General features: G+C 59.6%; 22 protein-coding genes. 5 read left to right on the forward strand and 17 right to left on the reverse strand.

Features of this window, described 5'->3' with window-relative positions:
- Nucleotides 1–45 precede the first annotated feature (45 nt).
- From AC13Q5_RS18950 to AC13Q5_RS18965, 4 genes are all read right to left on the reverse strand, one after another.
- Nucleotides 46–840, reverse strand: a complete 795-nt coding sequence (locus AC13Q5_RS18950) for a hypothetical protein (RefSeq protein WP_488502741.1) — start codon at nt 838–840, stop codon at nt 46–48.
- A gap of 272 nt (nt 841–1112) precedes the next feature.
- On the reverse strand, nt 1113–2345 hold the full coding sequence (pepT, locus tag AC13Q5_RS18955) for a peptidase T (RefSeq protein ID WP_488502742.1): 1233 nt from the start codon (nt 2343–2345) through the stop codon (nt 1113–1115).
- A gap of 187 nt (nt 2346–2532) precedes the next feature.
- Complete coding sequence (locus tag AC13Q5_RS18960; RefSeq protein WP_488502743.1) at nt 2533–3057, reverse strand: DUF992 domain-containing protein; 525 nt, start codon at nt 3055–3057, stop codon at nt 2533–2535.
- A 251-nt stretch (nt 3058–3308) separates the two neighbouring features.
- The gene (locus tag AC13Q5_RS18965; protein WP_457878270.1) at nt 3309–4556 is read right to left on the reverse strand and encodes an adenylate/guanylate cyclase domain-containing protein; all 1248 of its coding nucleotides are present in this window, start codon (nt 4554–4556) and stop codon (nt 3309–3311) included.
- Nucleotides 4557–4778: 222 nt separating this feature from the next.
- Here AC13Q5_RS18965 and AC13Q5_RS18970 point away from each other — a divergent pair, with 222 nt between their 5' ends.
- Nucleotides 4779–5360 (forward strand): nucleoside 2-deoxyribosyltransferase, encoded by a 582-nt coding sequence (locus AC13Q5_RS18970; protein WP_488502744.1) that lies wholly within the window; start codon nt 4779–4781, stop codon nt 5358–5360.
- 32 nt (nt 5361–5392) lie between these two features.
- Here AC13Q5_RS18970 and AC13Q5_RS18975 read toward each other — a convergent pair whose 3' ends face one another.
- The 8 genes from AC13Q5_RS18975 to AC13Q5_RS19010 form a co-directional block, all read right to left on the reverse strand.
- Nucleotides 5393–6169, reverse strand: a complete 777-nt coding sequence (locus AC13Q5_RS18975; protein WP_488502764.1) for a phosphate/phosphite/phosphonate ABC transporter substrate-binding protein — start codon at nt 6167–6169, stop codon at nt 5393–5395.
- Between the two features lie 45 nt (nt 6170–6214).
- Nucleotides 6215–7219, reverse strand: a complete 1005-nt coding sequence (locus AC13Q5_RS18980) for an ornithine cyclodeaminase family protein (protein ID WP_457878272.1) — start codon at nt 7217–7219, stop codon at nt 6215–6217.
- A 113-nt stretch (nt 7220–7332) separates the two neighbouring features.
- Entirely contained in the window at nt 7333–8847 is a 1515-nt protein-coding gene (locus tag AC13Q5_RS18985; RefSeq protein ID WP_075854283.1) for an HAL/PAL/TAL family ammonia-lyase, read from the reverse strand.
- A gap of 288 nt (nt 8848–9135) precedes the next feature.
- A complete protein-coding gene (locus AC13Q5_RS18990; protein WP_015343065.1) occupies nt 9136–9882 on the reverse strand; it encodes an ATP-binding cassette domain-containing protein in 747 nt (248 codons plus the stop codon).
- The gene (locus tag AC13Q5_RS18995) at nt 9875–10939 is read right to left on the reverse strand and encodes an ABC transporter permease subunit (protein ID WP_075854284.1); all 1065 of its coding nucleotides are present in this window, start codon (nt 10937–10939) and stop codon (nt 9875–9877) included. The genes AC13Q5_RS18990 and AC13Q5_RS18995 overlap by 8 nt, the downstream gene beginning before the upstream one ends.
- A gap of 109 nt (nt 10940–11048) precedes the next feature.
- Nucleotides 11049–12038, reverse strand: a complete 990-nt coding sequence (locus AC13Q5_RS19000) for a substrate-binding domain-containing protein (RefSeq protein ID WP_075854285.1) — start codon at nt 12036–12038, stop codon at nt 11049–11051.
- Nucleotides 12039–12266: 228 nt separating this feature from the next.
- Nucleotides 12267–13679 (reverse strand): ROK family protein, encoded by a 1413-nt coding sequence (locus AC13Q5_RS19005; protein ID WP_488502745.1) that lies wholly within the window; start codon nt 13677–13679, stop codon nt 12267–12269.
- Nucleotides 13672–14613: a tagatose-bisphosphate aldolase gene (locus AC13Q5_RS19010; protein ID WP_488502746.1), complete on the reverse strand. Its 942-nt coding sequence runs from the start codon at nt 14611–14613 to the stop codon at nt 13672–13674. The genes AC13Q5_RS19005 and AC13Q5_RS19010 overlap by 8 nt, the downstream gene beginning before the upstream one ends.
- A gap of 228 nt (nt 14614–14841) precedes the next feature.
- Between AC13Q5_RS19010 and AC13Q5_RS19015 the strand changes: the two genes are divergently transcribed.
- Nucleotides 14842–15762 carry a sugar-binding transcriptional regulator gene (locus tag AC13Q5_RS19015; RefSeq protein WP_488502747.1) on the forward strand — a complete coding sequence of 307 codons (921 nt, stop codon included), beginning with the start codon at nt 14842–14844 and terminating at the stop codon, nt 15760–15762.
- On the forward strand, nt 15762–16451 hold the full coding sequence (locus AC13Q5_RS19020; RefSeq protein WP_488502748.1) for an HAD-IA family hydrolase: 690 nt from the start codon (nt 15762–15764) through the stop codon (nt 16449–16451). Before AC13Q5_RS19015 ends, AC13Q5_RS19020 begins: the two co-directional genes overlap by 1 nt.
- On the opposite strand, the gene AC13Q5_RS19025 is transcribed toward AC13Q5_RS19020, so the two are convergent.
- The 3 genes from AC13Q5_RS19025 to AC13Q5_RS19035 form a co-directional block, all read right to left on the reverse strand.
- Nucleotides 16433–16666 (reverse strand): tautomerase family protein, encoded by a 234-nt coding sequence (locus tag AC13Q5_RS19025; protein ID WP_075854340.1) that lies wholly within the window; start codon nt 16664–16666, stop codon nt 16433–16435. The genes AC13Q5_RS19020 and AC13Q5_RS19025 overlap by 19 nt on opposite strands.
- A 321-nt stretch (nt 16667–16987) precedes the next feature.
- On the reverse strand, nt 16988–18229 hold the full coding sequence (locus AC13Q5_RS19030) for an NAD(P)/FAD-dependent oxidoreductase (protein WP_488502749.1): 1242 nt from the start codon (nt 18227–18229) through the stop codon (nt 16988–16990).
- Nucleotides 18226–18543, reverse strand: coding sequence for a MocE family 2Fe-2S type ferredoxin (locus AC13Q5_RS19035; RefSeq protein ID WP_457878280.1), 318 nt, complete (start codon nt 18541–18543; stop codon nt 18226–18228). The genes AC13Q5_RS19030 and AC13Q5_RS19035 overlap by 4 nt, the downstream gene beginning before the upstream one ends.
- 179 nt (nt 18544–18722) lie before the next feature.
- Here AC13Q5_RS19035 and AC13Q5_RS19040 point away from each other — a divergent pair, with 179 nt between their 5' ends.
- Nucleotides 18723–19763 carry a LacI family DNA-binding transcriptional regulator gene (locus tag AC13Q5_RS19040; protein WP_075854290.1) on the forward strand — a complete coding sequence of 347 codons (1041 nt, stop codon included), beginning with the start codon at nt 18723–18725 and terminating at the stop codon, nt 19761–19763.
- 182 nt (nt 19764–19945) lie between these two features.
- On the opposite strand, the gene AC13Q5_RS19045 is transcribed toward AC13Q5_RS19040, so the two are convergent.
- Together AC13Q5_RS19045 and AC13Q5_RS19050 are read right to left on the reverse strand one after the other, a co-directional pair.
- Nucleotides 19946–20980, reverse strand: a complete 1035-nt coding sequence (locus tag AC13Q5_RS19045) for a sterol desaturase family protein (protein ID WP_488502750.1) — start codon at nt 20978–20980, stop codon at nt 19946–19948.
- 190 nt (nt 20981–21170) lie between these two features.
- Complete coding sequence (locus AC13Q5_RS19050) at nt 21171–22100, reverse strand: sugar ABC transporter substrate-binding protein (protein WP_457878283.1); 930 nt, start codon at nt 22098–22100, stop codon at nt 21171–21173.
- Between the two features lie 231 nt (nt 22101–22331).
- Between AC13Q5_RS19050 and AC13Q5_RS19055 the strand changes: the two genes are divergently transcribed.
- A complete protein-coding gene (locus AC13Q5_RS19055; protein ID WP_457878284.1) occupies nt 22332–23165 on the forward strand; it encodes a sugar phosphate isomerase/epimerase family protein in 834 nt (277 codons plus the stop codon).
- Nucleotides 23166–23214 lie beyond the last annotated feature (49 nt).

Below are 23214 nucleotides of genomic sequence, written 5' to 3' on the forward strand. Positions count from 1 at the left end.
TTGTCCTAAAGCGAAGGGGCGCCAGGACGCCCGGCGGCGAACCGCCTACAGGCCACCGGCGCTCGCCGTACTGCGCAGCAGCCGGCAAAGGCTGACAAGACCAGCATCGAAATTGCCGGATGCACTTACCTGATGACAGGCAATCAGCATACGTTTCTGCTCAGCGCTCGACATCATGCGGAAAGCGGCAAGGGTGCGCGTGCTCGATCCCGTGCCGGAATTGCCCGAACCCAGCCCAAAGCCGCTCGTGCCGCCCGTTCCACCGGTTGCCATGCCGGTTCCGCTGGAGCCAGCACCGCCCGTGGCGCCGGTACCTCCTGTGGAACCAGTGCCGGTGCCGGTTCCACCGCCGTTGCCGCCGCCTGAACCACTCCCGCCGACGCCGACACCCACACCTACTCCGGATCCGCCGACGGAGACGCCAGCGCCAGCATTGACACCGCTTGAGCCTCCGACCGAAGCGCCGAGACCGGCGTTGACGCCATTGCTATTGACGGACGCACCCACACCGGCATTGACTCCGCTGGAACCGCCAACGGATGCGCCGGCACCCGTATTGACACCACTCGTTCCGGATACGGAAGCAGCCGCTCCGGCATTGATGCCGTTCGTGCCGCCAACGGAAGCTCCGACGCCGGCATTAAGCCCATTGGCGCCAAGCCCGGCGCCCAAACCAGCGTTGATACCGCCGACCGATACGCCAACACCCGCTCCCAGTCCGCCGCTTCCGGACCGGCTGCCGCCATGATCCGTCCCGCCGCCGGGCTCTGCATAACTTGTCGAGGCCAATAGAAGAAGTGCGGATGCAGCGATTGCCATCCGTGAAGATTGTACTCTCATGACTAAACTCCGTTTCAGCGTAGGCTTTTGTCAGCCTGTTTCTGATTGCCGGAGCGCGCGCACCGTAGAGTTGGAATGAAGGGGCTTCCTTATTCTCCTCTCCTCCCAAGACTACATTACAGAATAATCTAATTTAGTAATGCTTCAATATAAAAATTCACGGATGGCTTGCATAATGACAAGGAGTTTAGTTCCAGGTAGACGAAAATGACCTGTTCCGCGACAGTGTTACTAGGCTTCCCAAGAATGAATGGAGCCTATTCTCGGGACGCTCAAGAGCGTTCCGCCCAGACCTTCGTCAACTCGACGAGCGTCTTGACGGCTCTTTCCATATCCTGCCGGCTGACCCATTCAAGCGGCGAATGAAAGGCATGCCCACCGGCAAAGATATTGGCGCAGGGCAGGCCCATGAACGAAAGCCTGGAACCGTCAGTGCCACCGCGAATGCTGCCGCGCACTGGCGTCATGCCGGCACGGCGGATGGCTTCGACAGCATTTTCGACGATTTCCGGATGGCGATCGAGGATTGTCTTCATGTTGCGATACTGATGCCGAACGGTGAACGTGTGCGAGGAGCCGGGATAGGCCGTCATGACGTCCTTGACGATCGCCTCCAGCCTAGTCTCCTTATCGACTAGGCCCGGCTCGCCGAAATCACGGATGATGAAGCCGAGTGAAGCCTTTTCCATCGAGCCGCTGATGCCCGTGGGGTGGATGAAGCCATCCCGGCCGTCCGTCGTTTCGGGAGCTATGTCCTTCGGCAGCCTGTCGATGATCGCGCCGGCAATCCTGATGGCATTTTCCATCTTTCCTTTGGCAAAGCCCGGATGGATTGCGACGCCGTGGATAACGACCTCGACACTGTCGGCGGAGAAAGTCTCGTCTTCTATGTGCCCCGCCGTTTCACCATCGACCGTATAGGCGAATTGCGCTCCCAGCTTCTTCAAATCCACCTTGTCGACACCACGCCCGATCTCTTCGTCTGTCGTGAACAGCAGCTTGATGGTGCCGTGGCGGATATCGGGATTATCGACAAGATATTTCGCAGCCGCAACAATTTCGGCGAGGCCAGCCTTGTCATCGGCTCCAAGCAGCGTCGTACCGTCCGACGTGATGATGTCGTTGCCGATCTGATCGCGCAGGGCAGGGTGTTCGTCAACGCGAATAACCTGCTGCGGATCGCCGCTCAGGCGGATATCGCCGCCGGAATAGTCGTGCAGGATTTGCGGCTTGACATTCGTGCCGGTGAAATCGGGGGCAGTGTCCATGTGCGAGCAGAAACAAATGACGGGAACCGGCTTGTCGACATTCGAAGGAATGGTGGCGTAGACGTAGCCATGTTCGTCCAGATGTGTATCGCCAAGCCCGATCGCCAGCAGCTCCTCGACGAGAATGCGTCCGAGATTCCTCTGTTTTGCGGTGGAGGGCTGCGTGGCCGAAGTCGGGTCCGATTGCGTATCGACGACAACATAACGAAGAAAGCGATCGGTGACGGTATCGGTCATGAATCTAGCTCCAAAGAATCTCTTGGTCTTGCATAGCTATAGCGCTCGGCGAGCGCGCCGAGAAATCGATTTCGCACTGAAAGACGCAATAGGCGAAACGGACCCACGCTGCGGCTCATGAAAATATGGCCGCTCCAGCGCCAGGCGGAAGCGGCCATACCGTGGTTTAAGATTGTGGCCGAAAGCCTCAATCGGCCGAGGTCAGGGTTACTGACGTACCGGTTGCCGCAACGTTGAGGCCGAGCTGCCCCGTCACGCTTACGGTCTGAAGATGGATGGAACCGGAGGTGCCGCCGACGAGAATATTCGTGCCGACGCCGGCGCCGACGGTCGCCTCAACGGTAGCGCCCTGATAGAGGCCGCTCAGAGAACCGTGATGATAGCCGGCTGTCGGCGCGAAGACCAGCCAGACGAGCCGGCTGCGGGTCGTGAAGCCGAGATCGACGCCCATCTTTCGGATCGCACCGGTGTAATGATCAACGCGCTCGCGTCCGCCCGTCGAATGGAAGGTGCAATCCACCTCTTTTGCCGAGCCGAGTACATAGCCGACACCGCCGCCGATTTCGCATTCGAGGTAGCCGATCTTCACGCCGTTGCGCTGGTCCGGCTCTTCTTCGCGATAGGTCGTCGGCATATCTGCCGCCCGTGCCACCGCCGCGCCCGCAACGATCAACGATGCTGCTGAAAACGCCAGGGTCAGGATTTTTCTCATCTGTTTTCTCCTTGTCAGAGTATTATGGGTGGCAGGCACCCTCGTGGTCGAGCCGATAGAATCAACCCTTACTTAACGTTCGTACGCGCAGAACGATCCCAAAAATAAGGCGGCTATCGTCATGATCCACTTCACAATATAGGGAAGTCCATCCACCGCGGCACCCTTTGGCCATTTCACGTTTTGCTACCGACTGAATCGCGCCGTACAAAATCGAGGATTTGCAGGGCAAAGCTCGCCCTGCTTACCCGTCAACCATGCTGAAGCAAGACTTCCTTGGCGGCAAAGGCGAACACATCGACCGGTTCTCCAAGACCCTTGAGAGGGAAGGAGCCGAGGCTTTCCATATCTCGCTGGCAGCCGGCCATGTCGACGAAAGCCTTGGACAGGAGCACCGGCCGTTTCACTTCCTTCGTCAAGGACTCCAGCCGCGAGGCGATATTGACGGCTGGACCGATGACCGTGAAGTCAAGGCGCGTGCGCGAGCCGATATTGCCGTACATCACATCGCCGACATGTACGCCGACGCCATAGCGCAGCACTTCGCGGCCTTGCTTGCGATTTTCCTCATTGAGCACGGCAACACTCGCCTGCGCCTCGCTGATGGCGAGAAGAAGATTGTGACACGCATTTGCATCACTCAACGGGAAAATGGCCAACAGGCCGTCGCCCATGAATTTGAGGATCTCGCCGCCATGCTTTTCGATCGGGTCGACCATCGCGTCGAAATAGCCGTTGAGCAACTCGATGACATCGTCGCGCGGCCACATGTCCGAGATCGTGGTGAAATCGCGCAAATCGCAAATGAGGATCGCCGCACCGACGGTCGTACCGCTGCCGCGCGTCGTGGCGCCAGCCAGGATCTTTTCGCTGGCATGCGGCCCGACATAGGTGCGCAGGAGCGTGCGCGCCATGATGTTCTTCAATCGGATCTCGGTCACCATCGTCAGGGCCGGCAGCAGGTCCTTCAAAAAGGTGACGTGCTGTTCGGTGAAGCCGCCGGGAGCATCCGAGGCAAAGGTCACGATATGGCGCTTGCCGAGCGTGTGGTAAATCGGCCAGGCGATATAGTCGGTCAGCCCCTCCGCGTGCATCTCCTTATAAAGCGGATAGTTCAGTTCCACCTTTTCGCAGATTTCGAGATTTTTCCGGACTTCAGTCGCGCCGTTGAAGATCTCGTTGATCGGGCTTGCCAGAAACTGCGGCGTTTTCTCAACGCCGTAACTGAAAGTGGCGATATCTGCCTCTTTCATACCGGTGCGCCACAGAATCCTCGCGCCGAGCCATTGCGGATGCAACGTTCTGAAGTGCATCGTCGCTCTTCCAATCGGAACTCCGATCGCCCGCATTTTCTCGCAGAGTTCGACGAGGATATTGTCAATGAATCGCTGCTCGCGAACATCGTTCATAAGCCAATCGAGGATCTTGCTTTGTTTCGTCGGCCAATTGCCTTGGTCGTCCTGTGTCGAGGCGGAAACGGCCTCAAGAGAAGATTGCATTTCTATACCCCACAAATTCCGTCACCTGTCATGGACCAAGAGCGCCATTCGATCCGAAGGGAACTATACGCGTCTCGTCAGCGACCGGGAACGGCAATCGCCGTTATTTCGCGATTTCGTAAATTATGCGCCCAGCTATGGCGGCAGCGCCTTGAATCAGCCATAGGCTTCATATGGTTCCGCAACTGCTGCGGTGCAAGATTCCATTAAAGAGGCGAGGCGTTGAGAGCATATCTGGCAGGCCCGGAAGTCTTCCTCCCGAATGCAAGGGAAATCCTCGATCGCAAGATCGCGCTGACGCGTCGCTACGGCTTTACGCCGGTTTCGCCCGGTGACCTTGCCGTGCCTGAGACGGAGACGCGTCGGCAGCGTGGCCTTGCCATCAGCTCGATCAATGAGAAACTGATGACGGGTGCCGATCTCATCATCGCCAATCTGACGCCGTTTCGGGGTATCGCGGCCGATATCGGCACGGCCTTCGAACTCGGTTTCATGTGTGCCCGCGGCTGCCCGGCATTTGCCTTTTCCAATTGCATCGATAACCACTTCGAGCGTGTGAGCAGGCTCTATGGGGGCGCGGTTCAACTCGGTGCGGACGGACGCCACCGCGGCCCCGACGGCATGTCGCTGGAAAATTTCGATATGGCCGACAATCTGATGCTCGACGGCGGCATAGCGGCGCGTGACGGTGTCATCGTCACGCGCCAAGTCGCGCCGGATCAGCTCTTTCTGGATCTGACGGCCTTCGAGGAATGCCTGGGCATCGCAGCAGAGAAATTATTGAAGCAGGTCGCCAGCGCATAATGTGCCGGCTATTGATTTAGCTCGTTCGAACCTCACCATGTGCCGAGGGCAGCATCGATGGCTCGCGCTGTTGCGGGAAGCTGTTCGTAAGCAGCAACATCCGGCTCGGCAAAAGCAGCCAATCCGAGCGATGCGAGAATATCGCGCCCCTCCGGATCTTGGTGCGCGCCGAGAAGAACAGTGCGTAGCGCATCGACAATATCCGGCGATTGCAGCCGCGAGGCTACCAGGAGAGGGAAGGGCACTGGCTTCGTGGTGGCCACGATGCGCAACGGCGCGATCATCTCCGGCTCGTGCAATGCTAGGAGCTGATAGGCATAGGCGTCGATGGCGCCGACATCGATGACGCCCGAATGAATAGCGTCGATCACGCCGCGCGGGTTGAGGAGCGGGCCGGCGACTTGCGGCGCCGCGGGCCTATCCGCAAGCGTGGCAAAGAATTCTCGCGGCGCATTATAGCCGGACTGAGAATCCCGCACCGTCCAGCCCCAACGCGCGGTTGCGAGATCCGCTTCTGTGAGCGACTTGCCTTGAGCAGCGACGATGTGGCTTGCGTAGACCGGCTGCCCCTCTGCCCAGTCCGCCAGAGAAACGGGCGCTGCCAGCGGCTGCGGGCGCTCCGCCGGTGACAGCCGCGAGAACGGAAAGCCGCACATGAAGACGGCGCCCACGTCCGGACGTGCCCATAGCTCGGACAGAGGCGCTGGAGCGGCATGGGCAATGACTTCGAGTTCGACGCCTGACCGGTTGCCAAGCCATTGGAAGAGGCGATCCCATAGGCCAGATATCTTCGGGCTCAGATTGTACATTCGTGAGCAGGCAATGGCAGGGGCGGGAGATATCGTCATGGCGCGTCACGCAAACCGAAGCCGCTGGCCGATATTCATGCGCTTTGCCTTTTCGACCATTGCCGCGCCGAGTGCAACATCGGTCGTGCTGAGGCCGCGGTGCCAGAAGAGAATGGTCTCCTCATCGCTTTCACGGCCCGGCTTGGCGCCACAGACGATCTGACCGATTTCAGCATGCAGCGTCTCGGCCGTTACCTTGCCTTCGTCGACATGGCGGCGAAGGGCACCGAAGGGACGCCCCGGTCCGCATTGTCCCCAGTCATCGACGACGACCTTGTCCATGATATCGGTCAGGTCGAATTCGAGCGCGCTCATCGTGCCGTAAGGCACGACGAAGGCGCCTTTCTTGACCCAGGCGGTCTTGAAGAGCGGCGTCGGCTCCGGCAAGCGGCTCGCCTCGATCATGATATCGGCGCCCTTCAGGCAATCCTCCCAATTGTCCGTGACGATAATCTTCTTGCCGAGATCCTTTTCAAGCCGTGCGGCAAAGGCATCGCGGCTTTCCGGTCGGCGCGAATGCACACGGATTTCGTCGAAATCGAAGATGTGATCGAGCAGGCGCACGTTCCAGTAGGAGGTGCCGCGGGCGCCGATATGGCCGAGGATCTTACTATCTTTGCGAGCGAGATGACGCGCGCCGATGGCGGTGACGGCGCCGGTGCGCATATCGGTGATGGCGGTCGCGTCGATGATGGCCTTCGGCACGCCGGTGCGCGGATCAAAGAGATTGAGGACCGCCAGTTCCGAAGGCAGACCCTGCTTGTAGTTGTCAACGAAATCGCCAACGACCTTGACGCCGGCATAGTCGAGCGGCTTCACGTAGCCGCGCAGCACGTTGAAGTGGCCCTTGTCTGAACTCTCGGGCACGAGATGGACACGGGGTTCAATGACGGTCTCGCCGCGCCCCTGTGCATCGAGCGCCTTGGTCACGGCGTCAAGGATTTCGTCATTGGAAAGCGCCAGCGCCTTGGCATCGATAGCATTCAGATAGTCGATCCAGATTTCCTGCATTACCGTTCTCCAGCATGTCACCGGTCGTACCGGTCTATCGGATGATGCAGGCCGCCGGACGGCCTGCGAGAAAGCGAAGCGGAGGACGTGAGCTGCCTTGCCGCCATTTTCGATCAGGGAGCGGCCTTCGCGGCAGTTTCTGCGATGAATTCCGACACTCTCTGAAAATCAGGACCTTGGGCACGATCTTCGTCGAGCGGTGCCACCAGTTGGCGCACCTGCCGGTAGGCGTCCAGCGTCCCGCTGCCAAGTTCGCCCGTAACGCCACGCAATTCGACTGCCTGGGCCGAGGCGATCAGCTCGATCGCCACAAGATAGCGCAGCCGCTCGATCATCGCTTCGATCTTCGACAGAACGCTCGGCGCCATCGAGGCCTGATCCTCGACGCCGTCGGCCACCGGGATGGGCGTCAGCGATACCGGTATGGCCAGATGCCGTATCTCCGCTTCGAGTGCAGAAACCGTTTTCTGCACGGTGGCAAAGCCGGTTCTGCTCTGCCCGAGCGGTGTCAGGAAGCGCGGCAGCTCCGACATGGCCGCTGACATGATCTTCATCGTCCTATAGGCGATCGCCGCCGCACAATGGGCGATTGCCTGGCCGAGCCGCTCCCATGCGAGAACGAACGCCGTCATGTCGAAGTTGCCATGCGACAGGATCAGCCCTTCCTCGACGAGCACGACGGGATTATCGCCGGAGCTGGCGAGCTCTATCTCGGTCGCGGCGCGTGCTTCGCCGATCGCGTGAAGGAGAGCGCCCCAGACCTGCGGGGCACAGCGATAACTCAACGGATCCTGCAGACGCCGCGCCGCGCCATCCGCCAGAAGAGAACTTCCCGAAAGCAACTCGCGAAGCCGGGCGGCCGTCTCACGCTGGCCGAAGGCCGGTCTCGCCACCAACGCCCGGTCGTCAAAGGCCGATGCATTGGCGCGGAATGCTTCGAAGTTCAGTGCGATTGCCGCAAGCGACCAATCGAATAGTCGCTCGATATCCTCGATGCACAGGCATGCCTTGCCAACCGACAGACTGTTGGCAACCACGAGGACATGGCCATCCTTCGGCGCTATCGGCAAAGGGGGCAGACCGACTTTCGAGAGGGCATCCAGCGCTGGCATAACCGTGCCATCGAGTTCTGCCTCGCCGTCCCCCAGCAAAGCACGTCCCATATGTGCCAAAGGCGCAAGATCGGCGGCACCGATAGAGCCGAGCGAAGGCACCACTGGATGAAAGCCGGCGTTCAACGCGGCCACGAGGCCGGCGAAAACCGGAAGTGATACGCCGGAGCCGCCAGCCGCCATGCCAGCGATGCGGGCGGCCATCATCGCCCTGACGGCTTCGCGCGGCAGCGCCGGCCCAACCCCGACTGCACGGGCTTGCGGCACACGCAATTGAAAGGCGATCAGGTCGTCCGCAGCGAGCCGCGTGTCGACGCCTGCGCCCAATGCTGTCGTCAACCCATAAACCGGCTGATCGGCCGCCAAATAGCGTTCGACCACGGCACGCGCAGCGTTGATCTTGTCTTTGACGTCCGGAGAAATAGCTATCGTGGCGTTGCGCCGCGCAATTGCAACAATATCGCGCACCGTCGGGGGCGCCCCAGTGAAGGACACGATATTATCCGTCTTGCTCATTCCTGCCTGCCTCGTGCGCTCGGTTTCCCGCGATCTTCGCCGGAATGCTCTTCCAGCCGATATTGGTCGTTGGGATAGGTAGATATCACGCATAGCACAGCACATGGCCAGCAACAGTCATATCGATTGAAGAACACCGCTATCTCATTGCGAGGCAATGTTCGGCGCGGAGAAAAGCGCAATCAGCAGCAAGTGGGGGCCTACAGGCCCAACACAAACTAAAAGTGATAGCGATGATATGTCATCGCTATCACCTTGTTTTCAACAGAGGTCAGTTCAGTGACAGGCTTAGCCGCCAATCATGAGCCTTACGACTTCCTCGTGATTGGTGTCGGCGATATTGCGCTCGCCGGCAACAATCCCGCGGCGCAGGACGACGATGCGGTCGGAGACCGCGAAAATATCCTGCAGATTGTGCGAGATGAAGATAACGCCACGTCCCTGCGCCTTCAGCGACTTGATGAGAGCCACGACCTTGCGCTGTTCGGGTACGCCAAGTGCTGCGGTCGGCTCATCCATGACGAGGATGCGCGCATTCCAATAGACCGCGCGTCCGATCGCAACCGCCTGGCGCTGGCCGCCGGAGAAGTTGCTGACGGGCGCATCGAGCCGCTTCACGTGAAAGTCCAGCTCGGCCATCGTCTTGCGTGCGGCTTCCGCCATGGCTTTGCGGTCCAAGACCGGCAGGAAGCCGAAAAGCTTCTTCATCGGCTCACGCCCAAGGAAGATGTTGGAGCCGATCGTCAGATTGTCGGCCAGTGCCAGATCCTGGTAGATCGTCTCGATGCCTTTCTCGCGCGCATCCTGCGGCGAGGAGAAGGTGACGGGCTTGCCTTCGATCAGGATTTCGCCCGCCGTCGGCGGATAGACGCCGGAGATCGCCTTGATCATCGTGGTCTTGCCGGCGCCGTTATCGCCTGCAAGTGCGACGACTTCACCAGGCCGGACAACCATGGAGCAATTGTCGAGGGCACGCACCGCGCCGAAATAACGCGAGAGATTGCGGACCTCGAGGAGGGGAGTTGCACTATTCATCCTGTTTTGCTCCGCTGAACCGACGCTGCGCCTGGTCGATGAGCACCGAAATGATGATGACGATGCCGACGGCGATGAACTGCCAGAACGGCTCCACATTCATGAAGACGAGGCCGTATTGGATGACGGCGATGACGAGAGCGCCGGCAACGGTGCCGATGATCGTACCGGAGCCGCCGAACAGGCTTGCGCCGCCGATGACGACGGCAGCCACGCTATCAAGCAGCAGCGGTTCACCTGCCTGGGCGGCACCTGCGGTGAAACGGGCGGCATAGAGCGCGCCGCCCAAGCCTGCGCAGACAGCCGAGAGAATGTAGAGCCGCAGCAGGTGAGACTTGATGTCGATACCGGCACGGCGGGCGGCCTGCGCATTGGCACCGATGGCGTAATTATGCTGGCCGAAGCGTGTCTGGCTCAGCAGATAATGCATGATGACCACGAAGACGAGCGTGACGATGACCAGATAGGGCACGCCGTAGAATCGTCCGTTGCCGAGCTCGGCGAAATAGGAATTCTTGACCGGCACGGTGGTACCGCCGGCAATCAGGAAGGCCGTGCCGCGGGCAACGCCGAACATGCCAAGCGTGCCGATGAATGGCGGAACCTTGAGACGGGAGATCAGCAGACCGTTGATGAAGCCGGGGACGGCAGCGGCCAGCATGGCGACGAGAATGCCGAATACCATTGCCACCGGCAGCGGCATGTAGAGCCCGGCAATATTGGCGATATGCGCGGCGACGACTGCGGCAAGGCCCATGATGAAGCCTGTCGATAGATCGATGCCGCCGGAGATGATGACGAAGGTCTGTCCGATCGCCAAGAGCAGCGGCGCCACCGCGAAGATCGTGACGGACTGCCAGTTGAAGCTCGAGCCGACGAAGGTGCCGCCGAAATCGATCCGTGCCCAGATCTCGAAAGTCACGATAAGTGCGGCAAGAAAGAGCCATGCGCGTAATTGCGCGATGCGGTTTAGGATGGTTTTTGCCTGGTCGCCGTGGTCCGCCTGCGGTGCCACGTGCTGATCCGCCTTGCGGACCTCTGCATTGTCGATTGTCATGGACTGGTCCAAACTGAAGCGTTGCAGGCGCGAAAATCACAGCGCCGTTCGCTCTATCATCGTTGGATGATGTGCCTCGTCGATCGACGAGGCACAGACTATCTCCGCATCAATCGGAGTAGATGAACTTCGCGACTTTCTTGTCGGCGACGTTCGATTTGTCGATAACAGTGAAGCCCGTCCCGATCGCCGTCGGGATCGAATTGCCGGTGAGATGCGCGTAAGCTGCCATCACACCGAAATAGCCGATTTCAGCCGGGTGCTGCGCGATCGCCAGATCGACGAGGCCGGAGTTGATGTTGTCGACGATGGACGTCGGCGCATCGAACGCGACCACACGGATCTTGCCGGTCTGGCCGGCCTGCTGCACGCCATTGGCCGCACCAAGGGCGGAGAACAGATTGGCCCCGAAAACGCCGTCGAGATCGGAGTTGCGTGCGAAGACGGCCTGCAGCTGCGATGCTGCCTTGTTGGCGTCGTCGTCGTTATACTGCGTCTCCAGAACGGTGATGTTCGGATACTTCTTCATTTCCTCCTTGAAGCCCTGCTCACGCTGGTCGGTGGTCGACACGCCGGGCTTGACGTTGGAAACGTAAACCTTGCCCTTTTCGCCAACGGCCTTTGCCAGCGCGCGCGCTGCAATCGCACCGCCGAGCAGGTTGTCGGAAGCGATATAGGACAGCGGAAAGTCGGCGTCGCCTTTGCCGGTCTGATAGACGCCCGTACCGATGAAGGTATCAACGGTGATGATCGGGATGCCGGCATCGGCAGCCTTCTTCAGCGGCTGGATCAGCTGATCCTTGTCGGTCGGCGCGATAAGAATTGCGTCGGGCTTCTTGGCGATCACCGCGTCAAGAACCGGAACCTGTGTCACCGGGTTGAAATCCGGGCCGCCTTGAAACACCAGCGTCGCGCCGACAGCCTTGGCTGCGGCCTCGGCGCCCTTGCGCATGGTGATGTAGAAAGCATCGGTGGTCAGGCCCGGAATAAGGGCAATCGTAAACTTCTTGTCTGCAGCCTTGGTGGTGCCGGCAACAGCCGCAACACCGGTAGCGAGCGATGCCACGGCCGAAGCCTTGAGAAATGAGCGGCGCTCCATAATTTTCCTCCTCTTGAAGCCGAACCTCCCCTGTCCGGCAAAGCGATAATCAGTGGGTTACCCCGGCGCGTCAAGTAATTTTTTTCTGTAACGAATTTCCTTCATCTTGTTGATATAATTACAAAATCTCGCCATGCGCACGATATCGTCATCCGTCGAAGACATAGGGTCGCACGACGGTTCACGAATATTTCGCATTTATGCCGTCTGCCTGGACGGCGACGTCCATCATTCGGGCTCGAAGACCCCTGAAAGCCAGGCCATGATGGCCGCCATATCCGGTTCCTGCGTCTGGTCGACCGTCATCACGGCACCACAGCCCATGGGTTCGGCCCGATCGGCAAGCGCTATCAGTTCCGGCACATATTCGGCACCCGGATGTCCCGGCAATCGGTCCTTCAGCCGGCTGGCGTAACGCTCCCCGGCAACAGCTCCGGGCACCTTGCACCAGAGTTCTGCGACATGGTCTATCTGCGCAGCACTGATGTAGCTCTCGAGCTGGGCCTTTGGCTGAAAGCCGAACCATGCATCGATGATGAAGGTCGAACTGGCCGGCGCCTCGGCGATAAAGGACCAGATCGCCTGGTAGCTCGCCTTTCCCAACGTCCGATTGAAGTCGCGGTCGACCGGACCGATATGCTGCAGGAACGGGTTCTTGATGCTGTCGAGAGACAGGATCGGCCAGCCGGTTCGCAGCGACAAAGCCTTGGCCAGCCGGCTTTTGCCGGAAGCCGGCACGCCGTTGACGAGGACAACCCGCTTTCCTTGCGGCAGGGCATCGGCGCCGAAAATCGAAAGCCCTGCGCCGATCACGCCGGCATCGTCGGCGAGCTTCGCCGGCAATATGGCGGGGCAAAACCACGGCGCGGCCGCCGGCAAATCGGCAAGAGCTCGCGCGGCATCACAGCCAAGCCCACCGCCGAGCAAAATAATCTCCGGGTCCATGGTTGCTGCGATATTGTCGAGAGCGGCTCGCAACGGCGTTGCCCATTGGCGCAGCACGTGGACTGCCATGGCGTTTCCTTCCGCCGCCATGTCGAAGATTTCGCGGATTGTCGTCACCGGCAATCCGGATTCGGCGATGTGTCGGCGCAAAGCGGTTCCGGAACTGAAGGTCTCGACGCAGCCGCGTCTGCCGCAAGGGCAGGGCGGACCATCCTGCGATACACAAATATGGCCGAGTTGCCCTGCCGCCTTGTGCCCGTGGTAAATGCGCCCGGCATGGGCAACGGCACCGCCAATGCCCGTCCCGATCGTCAGCATCGCCACATTTTGATAACCCTTGGCGCCACCGATCCGCATTTCGGCGATCAGCGCCATGCTGCAATCATTCTCGATGACAACAGGCTTTTGAAGAGCTGTCTCGAGCCGCTTAACGAAGTCGAGGCCGGAAAGATTGAGGATGCCGCCAGACAGGATCTCGCGACTATCGACATCGACCCGCCCGGGTATGCCGACACCGATCCCCAAGACTTCTGGTGTATCGAGCTCACGCGCCATCGCAATAACGCGCTCCAATACCACCAGGGGATCGGCCGGGGTTCGTTCCGATAGCTTGGCAAGAAGCTCGCCCTGGGCGGAGACGAGGGCAGCGCGAATATTCGTGCCACCAATATCGACGCCGATGGCGGTGTCAGGCATGGGCGCGTTGCCTTTGATCAGCTTCGTGCGATCCCGTGCCCTTGAAGTGCGTTGCAATGACGGCCTGGATTTCACGAAGCCTTGGCACTGCGACCGTTTCCAGCCGATCCTTCGTCACCGAGCGATCAAGCGAGATGCAGTCCTTCCACAGCGAGCGGCCGGCAATGACGCCCGATGCGCCGTTGCGCATGGCATCTTCGACCTGCGTCAGAAAGGTTGCGTGGTCGACGCCCGCCGACAGCACTGCCCATGGCACGTCGCCCGAAAGGCGCGTGACTTCGGCGCAAGCTTCCGACGACCCCGGATAAGGGATCTTCAAGACTTTCGCGCCGAGATCGAGGCAGATCTTGCTGCCGCCGACGATCAGAGACGGCAGCTTCGCCTTATAATCAGCCTCATCCTCATCTTCGAACTTGTAAGTCAGGAATTCAACGACCAGCAGAAGATCTTCATGTGCGAAGTCTTCGATGCACTGCTTCAGAATCTGGATATTATGGACATTCGCCGTATCTCGATCCGAGCGCAGATAGACCATGATCTTGCCGCCTGTCGCCCCCAGCTGGCGTACGCGGCGCGCGGAAACGCTGGGAACCAGCTTCGATAGACGATAGCCTTCCGGCGACGTATCCCAGCCGGAAGCGTCGAGACCGATCAGCAGCGCGGTATCGCGCTGGAGAACCCGATCATCGACCAGCGCCGGCACGGCACAGATCGGATCGACGAGAACACAGGACGCCTTGCTTGCCAGAAAGCGGGCAATATCGGCCTTCGTGTCTCCCAGCACCTTGTCGGAGATCGCCGCCTGCTCGGCCGGGTCCTTGGCCAGAAGGCTGCGCATGCCGCCGCGCTGGTCGCAGGCAATCACCATCATGGCACCGTCGCTACCGCAAATCTGCTGGTAGCCGCGCATCTCCGCCGTCGTCAATTTCGTCATGTGATCCTTCCTCCAGCCGTTGCGAAACGGCACCCATACGGGCACGCCTTCTCCACTCCTCGAAGAGGGCATTGCTCTTGAAATTGAGGACTCTCATGCGCGGTATAAGCGTTGCGAAACCGGCCTTTTTAAGCGATAACTCCTCAAGTGCCGTATGTGTAACACATTGCAGAAAGGAATTTCAACCTGAATTCGTCTCAATCGCAGGAGGCTGCGGCAAATCGCGCATTGCTGCACACGGTCGCCAAACTGCACTACCAATCCGATATGGCGCAGGTGGATATTGCCAGGAAGCTCGGCCTGTCGACGGCGACGGTTTCGCGATTGCTGCAGCGAGCCCGGGCGGTCGGAATCGTCCGGATCGAAGTAATCGATCTTTCACCCGCCGAAGACCTGAATGCTGCGCTGATCGACGGCCTGAAGCTGCGCACCGCTGCTGTGATCGATACGCCGTCATCAAATGTGCTGAGCGCGCTTGCTGCGCCGGTCGGCTCGCTTCTACAGCAGGCGGGCCTGCGCTCCGGTTCGACGCTCGGCATTGGTTGGGGGCGGGCGGTGCGCGAGGTGACAATGGCGGGCCTGCCGCAATTGCCAGGCATCGTGACGGTCGCACTGAACGGCGGCATGCAGCAGGCGGCAGCCCACTTCCAGATCAATGAATTCGTGCGTCAGGCGGCGGTCCAGATGGGCGGCGTGCCGCATTTCCTGCATGCGCCCTATATCTCTTCGACCGAACTCCGGGATGCATTTCTCGGGGACCCTACCGTGCAGCAGGTGACCTCCCTCTGGGACAGACTGGATGCGGCAATCGTCGGCGTGGGACTGACACATGCGGCAACCCCCTCGGAAACGGCGTTGCCGGGCGAAAGGGCACTGAGCCATGCGGCAGGAGATGTGCTGCGCCACTACGTCACCGAGGCCGGAGAAATCCTGCACTGGGATGGAGAGGAAGCGATGATTGCAGCCTCTCCCACGCAATTGCGCAAGGTGCCGCTCTGCATCGCTGTTGCCGCAACTCCCAGCAAGGCAAGCGGCATTATCGGCGCGGCACGATCGGGAATGATCAATGCCTTGGTCACCGACGCCAATACGGCACAGGCTATTCTTGATCGTCTGTCATCCAATCAGAAAGCCGAGGATCGATCCTGATGCCCTTTAGCGACCGCCCCTTCGGCGCCTTCCTGTTCGACATGGATGGAACCGTCCTGAATTCGATTGCGGTCGCCGAACGGGTCTGGACCGCGTGGGCGGAGAAACGTGGTGTGGATGCTATAGCCCTGCTGGCAACCGTCCATGGCCGCAAGGCGATCGAGACAATCACTGGGCTCGGTCTGTCAGGGATCGACCCGGCCGAAGAGGTCAGGGTACTCACTCAAGCCGAGATCGATGACGTTACCGGCGTCGAACCCATTGCAGGCGCGGTCGGCTTTCTGAAAAGCCTGCCGCCGGATCGTTGGGCGATCGTCACCTCCGCCCCACGCGAACTCGCCAAGGTCCGCATTGCCGCGGCCGGTATTCCCTGGCCGGAAGTTCTAATCGCCGGCGAGGATGTACAGAATGGCAAGCCGGCGCCGGATTGCTTCATGCTGGCTGCAAGGATGCTGGCGCAACCCATTGAACAATGTCTTGTTTTTGAGGATGCGCCTGCGGGAATAGAGGCGGCGGAAGCCTCGGGCGCTTCCGTGCTTGTGATCAGCGCCACCCATCGGACGCCGTTATTCACGCCGCATCTGAGTATTGAGAACTATGATCGCGTGAGCGCGAGTATCAACGCAGATGGTAGTCTGCGTCTCTCCACCATACCCGATCGACCTGCCTCTTACCGAAACGGATCGTAGCTCGGCTTCTTATAGATCGTGTCGGACTTGTCCTGGATATCGGGGACATAGACCCTCTCGGCCCAATCGGACATCGCCACATCCTCGATCGCGACGGAGACCGAACTCTCGTCAACGCCAAGCGTTTCGATGACAGCCTTGGCCAGATTTTCAGCCACCGCATGCTTCATTGCTTCGGTCCTTCCCACTGCCATTTTCAAAATTATGTGAGGCATTGATTCATTCCTGTGCTTGTCGGAGATTGCCGTCACGGATGCAAGAACAGCCGGATCGGCGGATTTTATAAAATACGGTCGCCGTTGTGCGAGGTTACTTCAGATAATCCTGGTCCGAGACCTTCTCGAGCCATTCGACATTCTTGCCGTCGCGCAGGCCGGTGATGGCGATAGGCGCATCTCGGTCCTCGCCGTGGCACCGTGCCAATTGCCGCCGCTGCGAGACCTTCGGGAACTGCTAAAAGAATGTAGGAAGATCCGGACTCGGGATTAGCGCCCGAATGCCGCAAGCACTTATGGTATCTGCTCATGAATGCGCCGTCACGCCGCTCGCGGCAGCAGCGATTTCAGGTTCGCATTGCCAGCGAGCACCTCGGTCGGCGGAGTGACGCGCCTGGCGATCAGCATCTCGCTAAGCTTGATATCCTTGGCGACCTTATTGCCGGGGCCGACACCGCTTGCGGCGACCAGCCGTTGTTGATCGTCGAGATGAAACAGGATGAAGGCATCGTCCCCGAGGTCTCTGCGGACGACCATGCGACCCTCATCGACGAGGCCTGCGATCTGCAGGGTGTGATCGAACTGGTCGGACCAAAAGTAAGGAACGGCCTGATAGGTACGAGCCACGCCCATTAAATTCGCGGCGGCGAGAATGCCCTGATCCTGCGCATTGCGCCAGGCTTCAAGACGCAGCCGGCGCCCGCCATAGAGGGGATGCGGGAACGAACAGCAGTCGCCGGCGGCATAGATATCGCGCACCGATGTTTCCAGACGCTCACTGACCGCAACGCCGTTATCGATCGCGAGACCGGCCCGAGCGGCAAGCTCGGTACGTGGCTGCGCGCCGATCCCGACGACGAGCACATCGGCCGAAATCGTATCTCCATCGGAAAGAGAAATATCGACATGCTGCTCATCCGCTTCGAGCCCGAGAACCGCCACGCCGCATCTCACGACGACGCCATTGCCTTGGTGCAAGGCGGTGATCGTTTCGGCAATCGGTTCGGGGACACCACGCTTGAGAATGCGCTCCTGGGACTCGATGACCGTAACCTTCGCGCCGCGCTTGCGCGCCGATGCGGCGACCTCAAGTCCAATGAAACCGCCTCCAAGCACAGCCACATGCATATCCGCTCGGACAAGGGAACGCAGCGCAAGCGCATCATCGATCGTCCGCAGATAGACTATCCGGCTGCTGACGGGAGCATTCGGCAATCGCCTTGGAACCGCGCCGGTCGCCAGCAGCAGTTTGTCATAAGACAGTGCCCGACCATCGGAAAAGAACAGCTGCTTTCCCGACGTGTCTATGGCATCGGCCGAGGCGCCGCCGATATGCCGGATCGCATGCTCGGCCAGTACGATATCGCTGAGGACAGCGGGCAGCTTTGGCTCTGTCGCATCGAGCAAAATCTGTTTGGAAAGGGGAGGTCGCTCATAGGGGAGATGGATCTCGTCGCCGATGAGGGTGATCGCCCGCCGATGGCCGCTCTCCCTCAGGCTCAGCGCGGCACGCGCGCCGCATTCGCCGGCGCCGACGATGATGATGCCAGCATCGCTACTCATGCGCTAATTCCGATCATGATGCGATCGCCTTCCACCTTGACCGGATAGGTTTTCAGATTGATGCAGACTGGTGCACCCCGTGCTTCACCCGTCTTGTAGCTGAAGCGGCCATTATGCTTCGGACACTCGATCGTATCGTCCATGACGAGCCCGTCGGCCAGATGGATTTTCTCATGGGTGCAAAGCCCGTCCGTGGCGAAATACTCATCGTCAGGGCTGCGATAGATAGCAAAGGTTCGCCCGGCGTGGTCAAAGCGGACAACATCCTCCTGATCGACTTCATCAGCAGCGCAGGCATCAACCCAGTTCGTCATTTCTTCCTCCTCATTGCATTCGCCGCAAGACGCGAAAAGCATCGTCCAGTCTTGGGAGACGATTGCCGTTGCGCTTTGATCGCGCATCGTTTTTCCCTCCCAACTGGTTCCAAGCATGCGCGAAATGACCCTTCACATTCCACGCCGATTATGATCATTTTTCATCAGGGAGGAGCGAAATGAAGAAGGCACGTCTCGTGGACATCGCCGCCGCCGCTGGTGTCGGCCTTGCGACCGTTGAACGCGTTCTCAACGAACGTGGCAGCGTCAGGCCGCAGACCGCGGAAAAGGTGGTGCTGGCCGCCAAGCGGCTAGGCTACAAAGGGATCATCCCGAGTCTCTATCGCGGCACGATTCGCATCGAAGTCATTCTGGTCAGGCCGGAGTCGCCATTCTTCAGCAGGCTCAATCGAGCCTTCGAGCGGATCGCCGCCTCACTCGACAGCTCGATCACGGTCCACCGGACTTTCGTCGAGGAGAGCGATCCGGAGAGATTTGCTGCGCATATCGCCGATAGCAGCATTCGCCGACATGGCCTTATCGTTGCGGCCATCGATCATCCGGCAATCCGGGAAAGTCTGCGAAAAGCCCGTGCCGCCGGTGTCGAAGTCGTGCAAATCGTCTCCTACCTGACCGGCCGGGATGACGTGTTCGTCGGCATCGACAATTATGCCGCGGGCCGCACTGCTGGCTTCTACATGTCACGCATGCTCCGCCACGCCAAAGGAAGCATCGTCGCCATTTGTCATAGCTGGGCCTATCAGATCCACAGGGAACGCATTCGCGGCTTTTCCGATTATCTTGGCTCCCGTGGCAGTCCGGCACTAAAGTTTTCCGAAGTCGTGTTCGGCCAGGATGACGACGTAAAATCCGCCGAGATGATGACGCAGGCGCTGCACCGCTGTCCGGATGTGGTCGGCGTCTATAATGCCGGCGGCGCCAATCTTGGCGTCGGCTCGGTGCTTCAGCGCTTTCAGGAGCAAAGGGGAGGTGATTGCGTCTGGATCGCGCATGAGCTTAACGACGAAACGCGCCGCTTCATCGCCTCGGGGCTGATGACCCTTGTTCTCGATCAAGCGCCTGAGACCCAGGCAAGGCGCGCGCTGGATACCATACTATCGCGTATGGCGATTATCGATGTTCCAGTCAGCCAGGAGCCCGTACCGTTCCTGACTTACACCGCGGAAAATATTGGCCCCGCCGCATCCACTCGCCGGTAAGTGACAAGGCCGGAGCCTGCGGAAGGAGGGCCGCAGGCTCCGGTATTTCCCGCCATCAACGGCCGATTGAACCGGTGGCGGGGGGAGAGCTCAATGCGCGCATATGGAGCACATAGCGCCTTTGGCAAGTCCTTGAGATCCTTGTCCCGGCCGGACTAATCCGGCCAGGCTTCAGCTGCTTGCTAGCTTGGCGTGCCGGAGCGGCGAGCCTGCTTTTCGGCGTATTTCTTGGCGCGTTCCATGAAGCGCTTGTTCATGCGGTCCTCAGCCTCTTTCGAGCCGTCATGAAAGGTGCCGAACCACTGGTCGAGCGGGATCACGCCATCGGCATAATTGCACTCGAAGAATTTATGATGGAGGTAATGGTCATAGGCATGGGTATCGATCCCGGCTTCCTCGCCGATGACGATCTTGTCGAAGCCGGCATGTCCCGGCGCTGGCGCCAGCGCGGCATGTGTCAGATGGAACAGTGCGTGGATCGGATTGGACGGCACGATCCAATGGATAAGCACGCCCGAGAAATACAAAAGATGCTCGACCGGATGCATGGCGAGGCCTGACCAGGGGCCAGGATTGACGTTGTTGTGATGCAGCTTGTGGACCGCATGATAGAGCGGCGGCCAGTGGATCAGCCGATGCACGAGATAGAAGTGCAGATCGCGGAACGCCGGGATCAGCAGCATGACAATGCCGCAATAGATCGGGTGTTCGGCAAAATCGACATAGGGAATGATGCCGTTCGCGAATGCCCAGAGCGTCAGCACTTCGAAAGCCGTCCACAGGGGTACGGCGCTTGCAAAGGTCCAGATCACATTGTCGACGGTCTGGTTGTTGAAGAGGAAGGCGGAATTGTCCTTCGACGGCCACTTGCTATTGTATTTGAAGCTCGTGCCCTGCTTCTTCTGCATGTAGAGACGCAGGTGAAAGGCGCCGAAAAACAGGAAGACCAGCGCGGCGTTGCGTACGAGAAGATAGGCGATCCAGCCCGGCGCCAGCGTCTTCATGGTCTCCATCGAGGGCGTCGCGTAAAGCCAAAGCAGCGTTGCGACGACGGCATAGACGACATTCCAGGGCATCAGGTAGCCGGGATATCCGAAGAACCATTTCAAGAACGCGACCGGTTTTGCCGGCCAGATGAAAACAGGCGGATATTGCAAGAGTTTGTTGGGCTTCCAGTCGCCGCGCTTGTCGCGCGTGCCGTAGAGCGTGTCGTCCATGATGTGCCTCCCGGTGAATGAAACGATGCGGTCAGTGTCGGCGGTGCCGGCGGGAAACGACAGCATTGATTTGATGAAATTTGCTCACGGCGGCGGGAAATTCGCCGGGCCGCAATCGGGGAAGGGGAGGCCACGGCCCCGCCTTCCCGTACACCGGCAGTCATGCTCTACGTTGCCGGCGCTTTTCCACTCAGTTGAGGCTCTCGAATTGAACCATGTTCTCCTTCGTCACCAGCTTGAAAGGGATCCAGACTTCCCGGTCGATCTGCTCGCCCTTGATGGCCTTGATTGCGGTGTCGACGGCGCCGCGACCCTGCGCCTTTGCGTCCTGGAATACGGTGACTTTTAGATCGCCTGCTTTCATCGCCTGCAACGCATCCGGCGTCGCATCAATGCCTGCGACGATCGTCTTGTCTGTCGAACCGCCTGAATTCTTGATGGCCGAGATCGCGCCAAGCGCCATTTCGTCGTTGTTAGCGATGACGGCATCGAACGACAGGCCTGATGTCAGCCAGTTCGACACCAGATCGGCGCCATCGACACGGCTCCAGTTGCCGACTTGCTCGCGGACCACCTTTATGCTGCTGCAACCGCCCGTCTTGAGCACATCGTGAACATCCTGCGTCCGCTGACGTGCGGCCTGGCTGCTGAGATCGCCGACCATGACGACGACATCGCCCTTGCCGCCGAGCATGCGACAGACTTCCTTTGTCTGCAGCGTGCCGGATTCGGTTTCATTCGACCCGACGAAGGCCTGCTTTTTTCCGAGCGTCGAAAGATCAGTCGGCTGAATATTGACGTAGATCAGCGGAATGCCGGCATCCTCGGCAATCTTGCTGATCGCAGGTGTGCCGTCCGAATCCACCGGATCGACGATGATGGCTGAGACACCACCGGCTGCGAAATTGCGCACCTGATCGAGCTGCTTATTGACGTCGTTGGCGGCGTCCACCACCTGCAGGTCGAGGCCCTTGGTCTTGGCGTAATCCTGCATGCCATTGGCAATCAGGGTCTGGAAATTGGTCGTCAGGTAGCCCATCGAAACGCCGATCCTGTCGGCGGCGTAGGCTTGCGACGACAGCACGAGCGCGAGCGCGCTTGCACTCAAAAACTTCAGCATGTTCTCCTCCCAGGAAACAGCGGCCCAAACGACCGCTTGGAAAGAGTTACCGATGGAGCCGATCGGCGTCCGGGAGTATTTTGATGAAAAACCATCAGGCCCGAGGGTTCTCGACCAAGCCAATACATCCGCTTTGCAATGAAACGCGCCCATGATCAAAACCCATCATCGAGCTGACTGGCCAAGCCCCGGGATTCGTGATCTGAGCAAGCCACTGGTACGGGAGGACCTATGCAGAACTTGCTCATATTCCAGTCGCTCTGGTCCATGGAGCGACGCAGCGCGAGATATCCGGAGCTTTCCCTGGAGGAAAATGTCGATAAGATCGCAGCTGCCGGCTTCGATGGCATCAGTGCTCACTGGCACGATCGTAATGTCGTCTCCCGCATTGCGGGTCTGCTCAGGCAGTATGGCTTGCAGGCGGAGGGGCAATGCTTCCCGAAGACCGTCGACGATCTGAAGCCGGTGCTCGAGATCGCCGCCGAATATAATGTCCATCACATCTGTCTGCAGCCGGACGTGCGCCTGCGGCGGCTTGAGGATTGCATTCCTCTGCTGGAGGGATGGCAACGCCTGGCGGAAGAGGCCGGCATCGATGTCTGGATCGAGACGCATCGCGATCGCATGACGACGGATTTGTTCTTCACGCTCGACCTGCTCGATCGGCTGCCGGATCTGCGGCTGCTCGGCGATATCTCCCATTTCCTTGTCGGGCGGGAATTCGCCTGGCCGGTATCAGACGAAAACCATGCGCTTATTCACCGGATATTGGACAGCTCCTGGGCCTTCCACGGCCGCATTGCCTCGCGCGAGCAGGTCCAGATCGAAATTTCCTTCCCGCATCACAGACCCTGGGTCGATCTTTTCCTCGGCTGGTGGGAATATGGTTTCAAAAGCTGGCGGAAGCGCGCCGACAAAGACGCGACGCTCGCCTTTACCTGCGAACTGGGGCCGAAGCCCTATGCCATCATCGGAAGGGACGGAGAGGATACCACCGACCGCTGGGAAGAATCCCTGATGATGAAGCAGGAAATACGTGATTTGTGGGCAAGAACTGCCAGCTAATAAGTTAAGCAAAGTATCACCAATAGACTATTGATTATGGAGGATTTCC

It is taken from the genome of Martinezella sp. CNPSo 3964 (genome assembly GCF_057784375.1).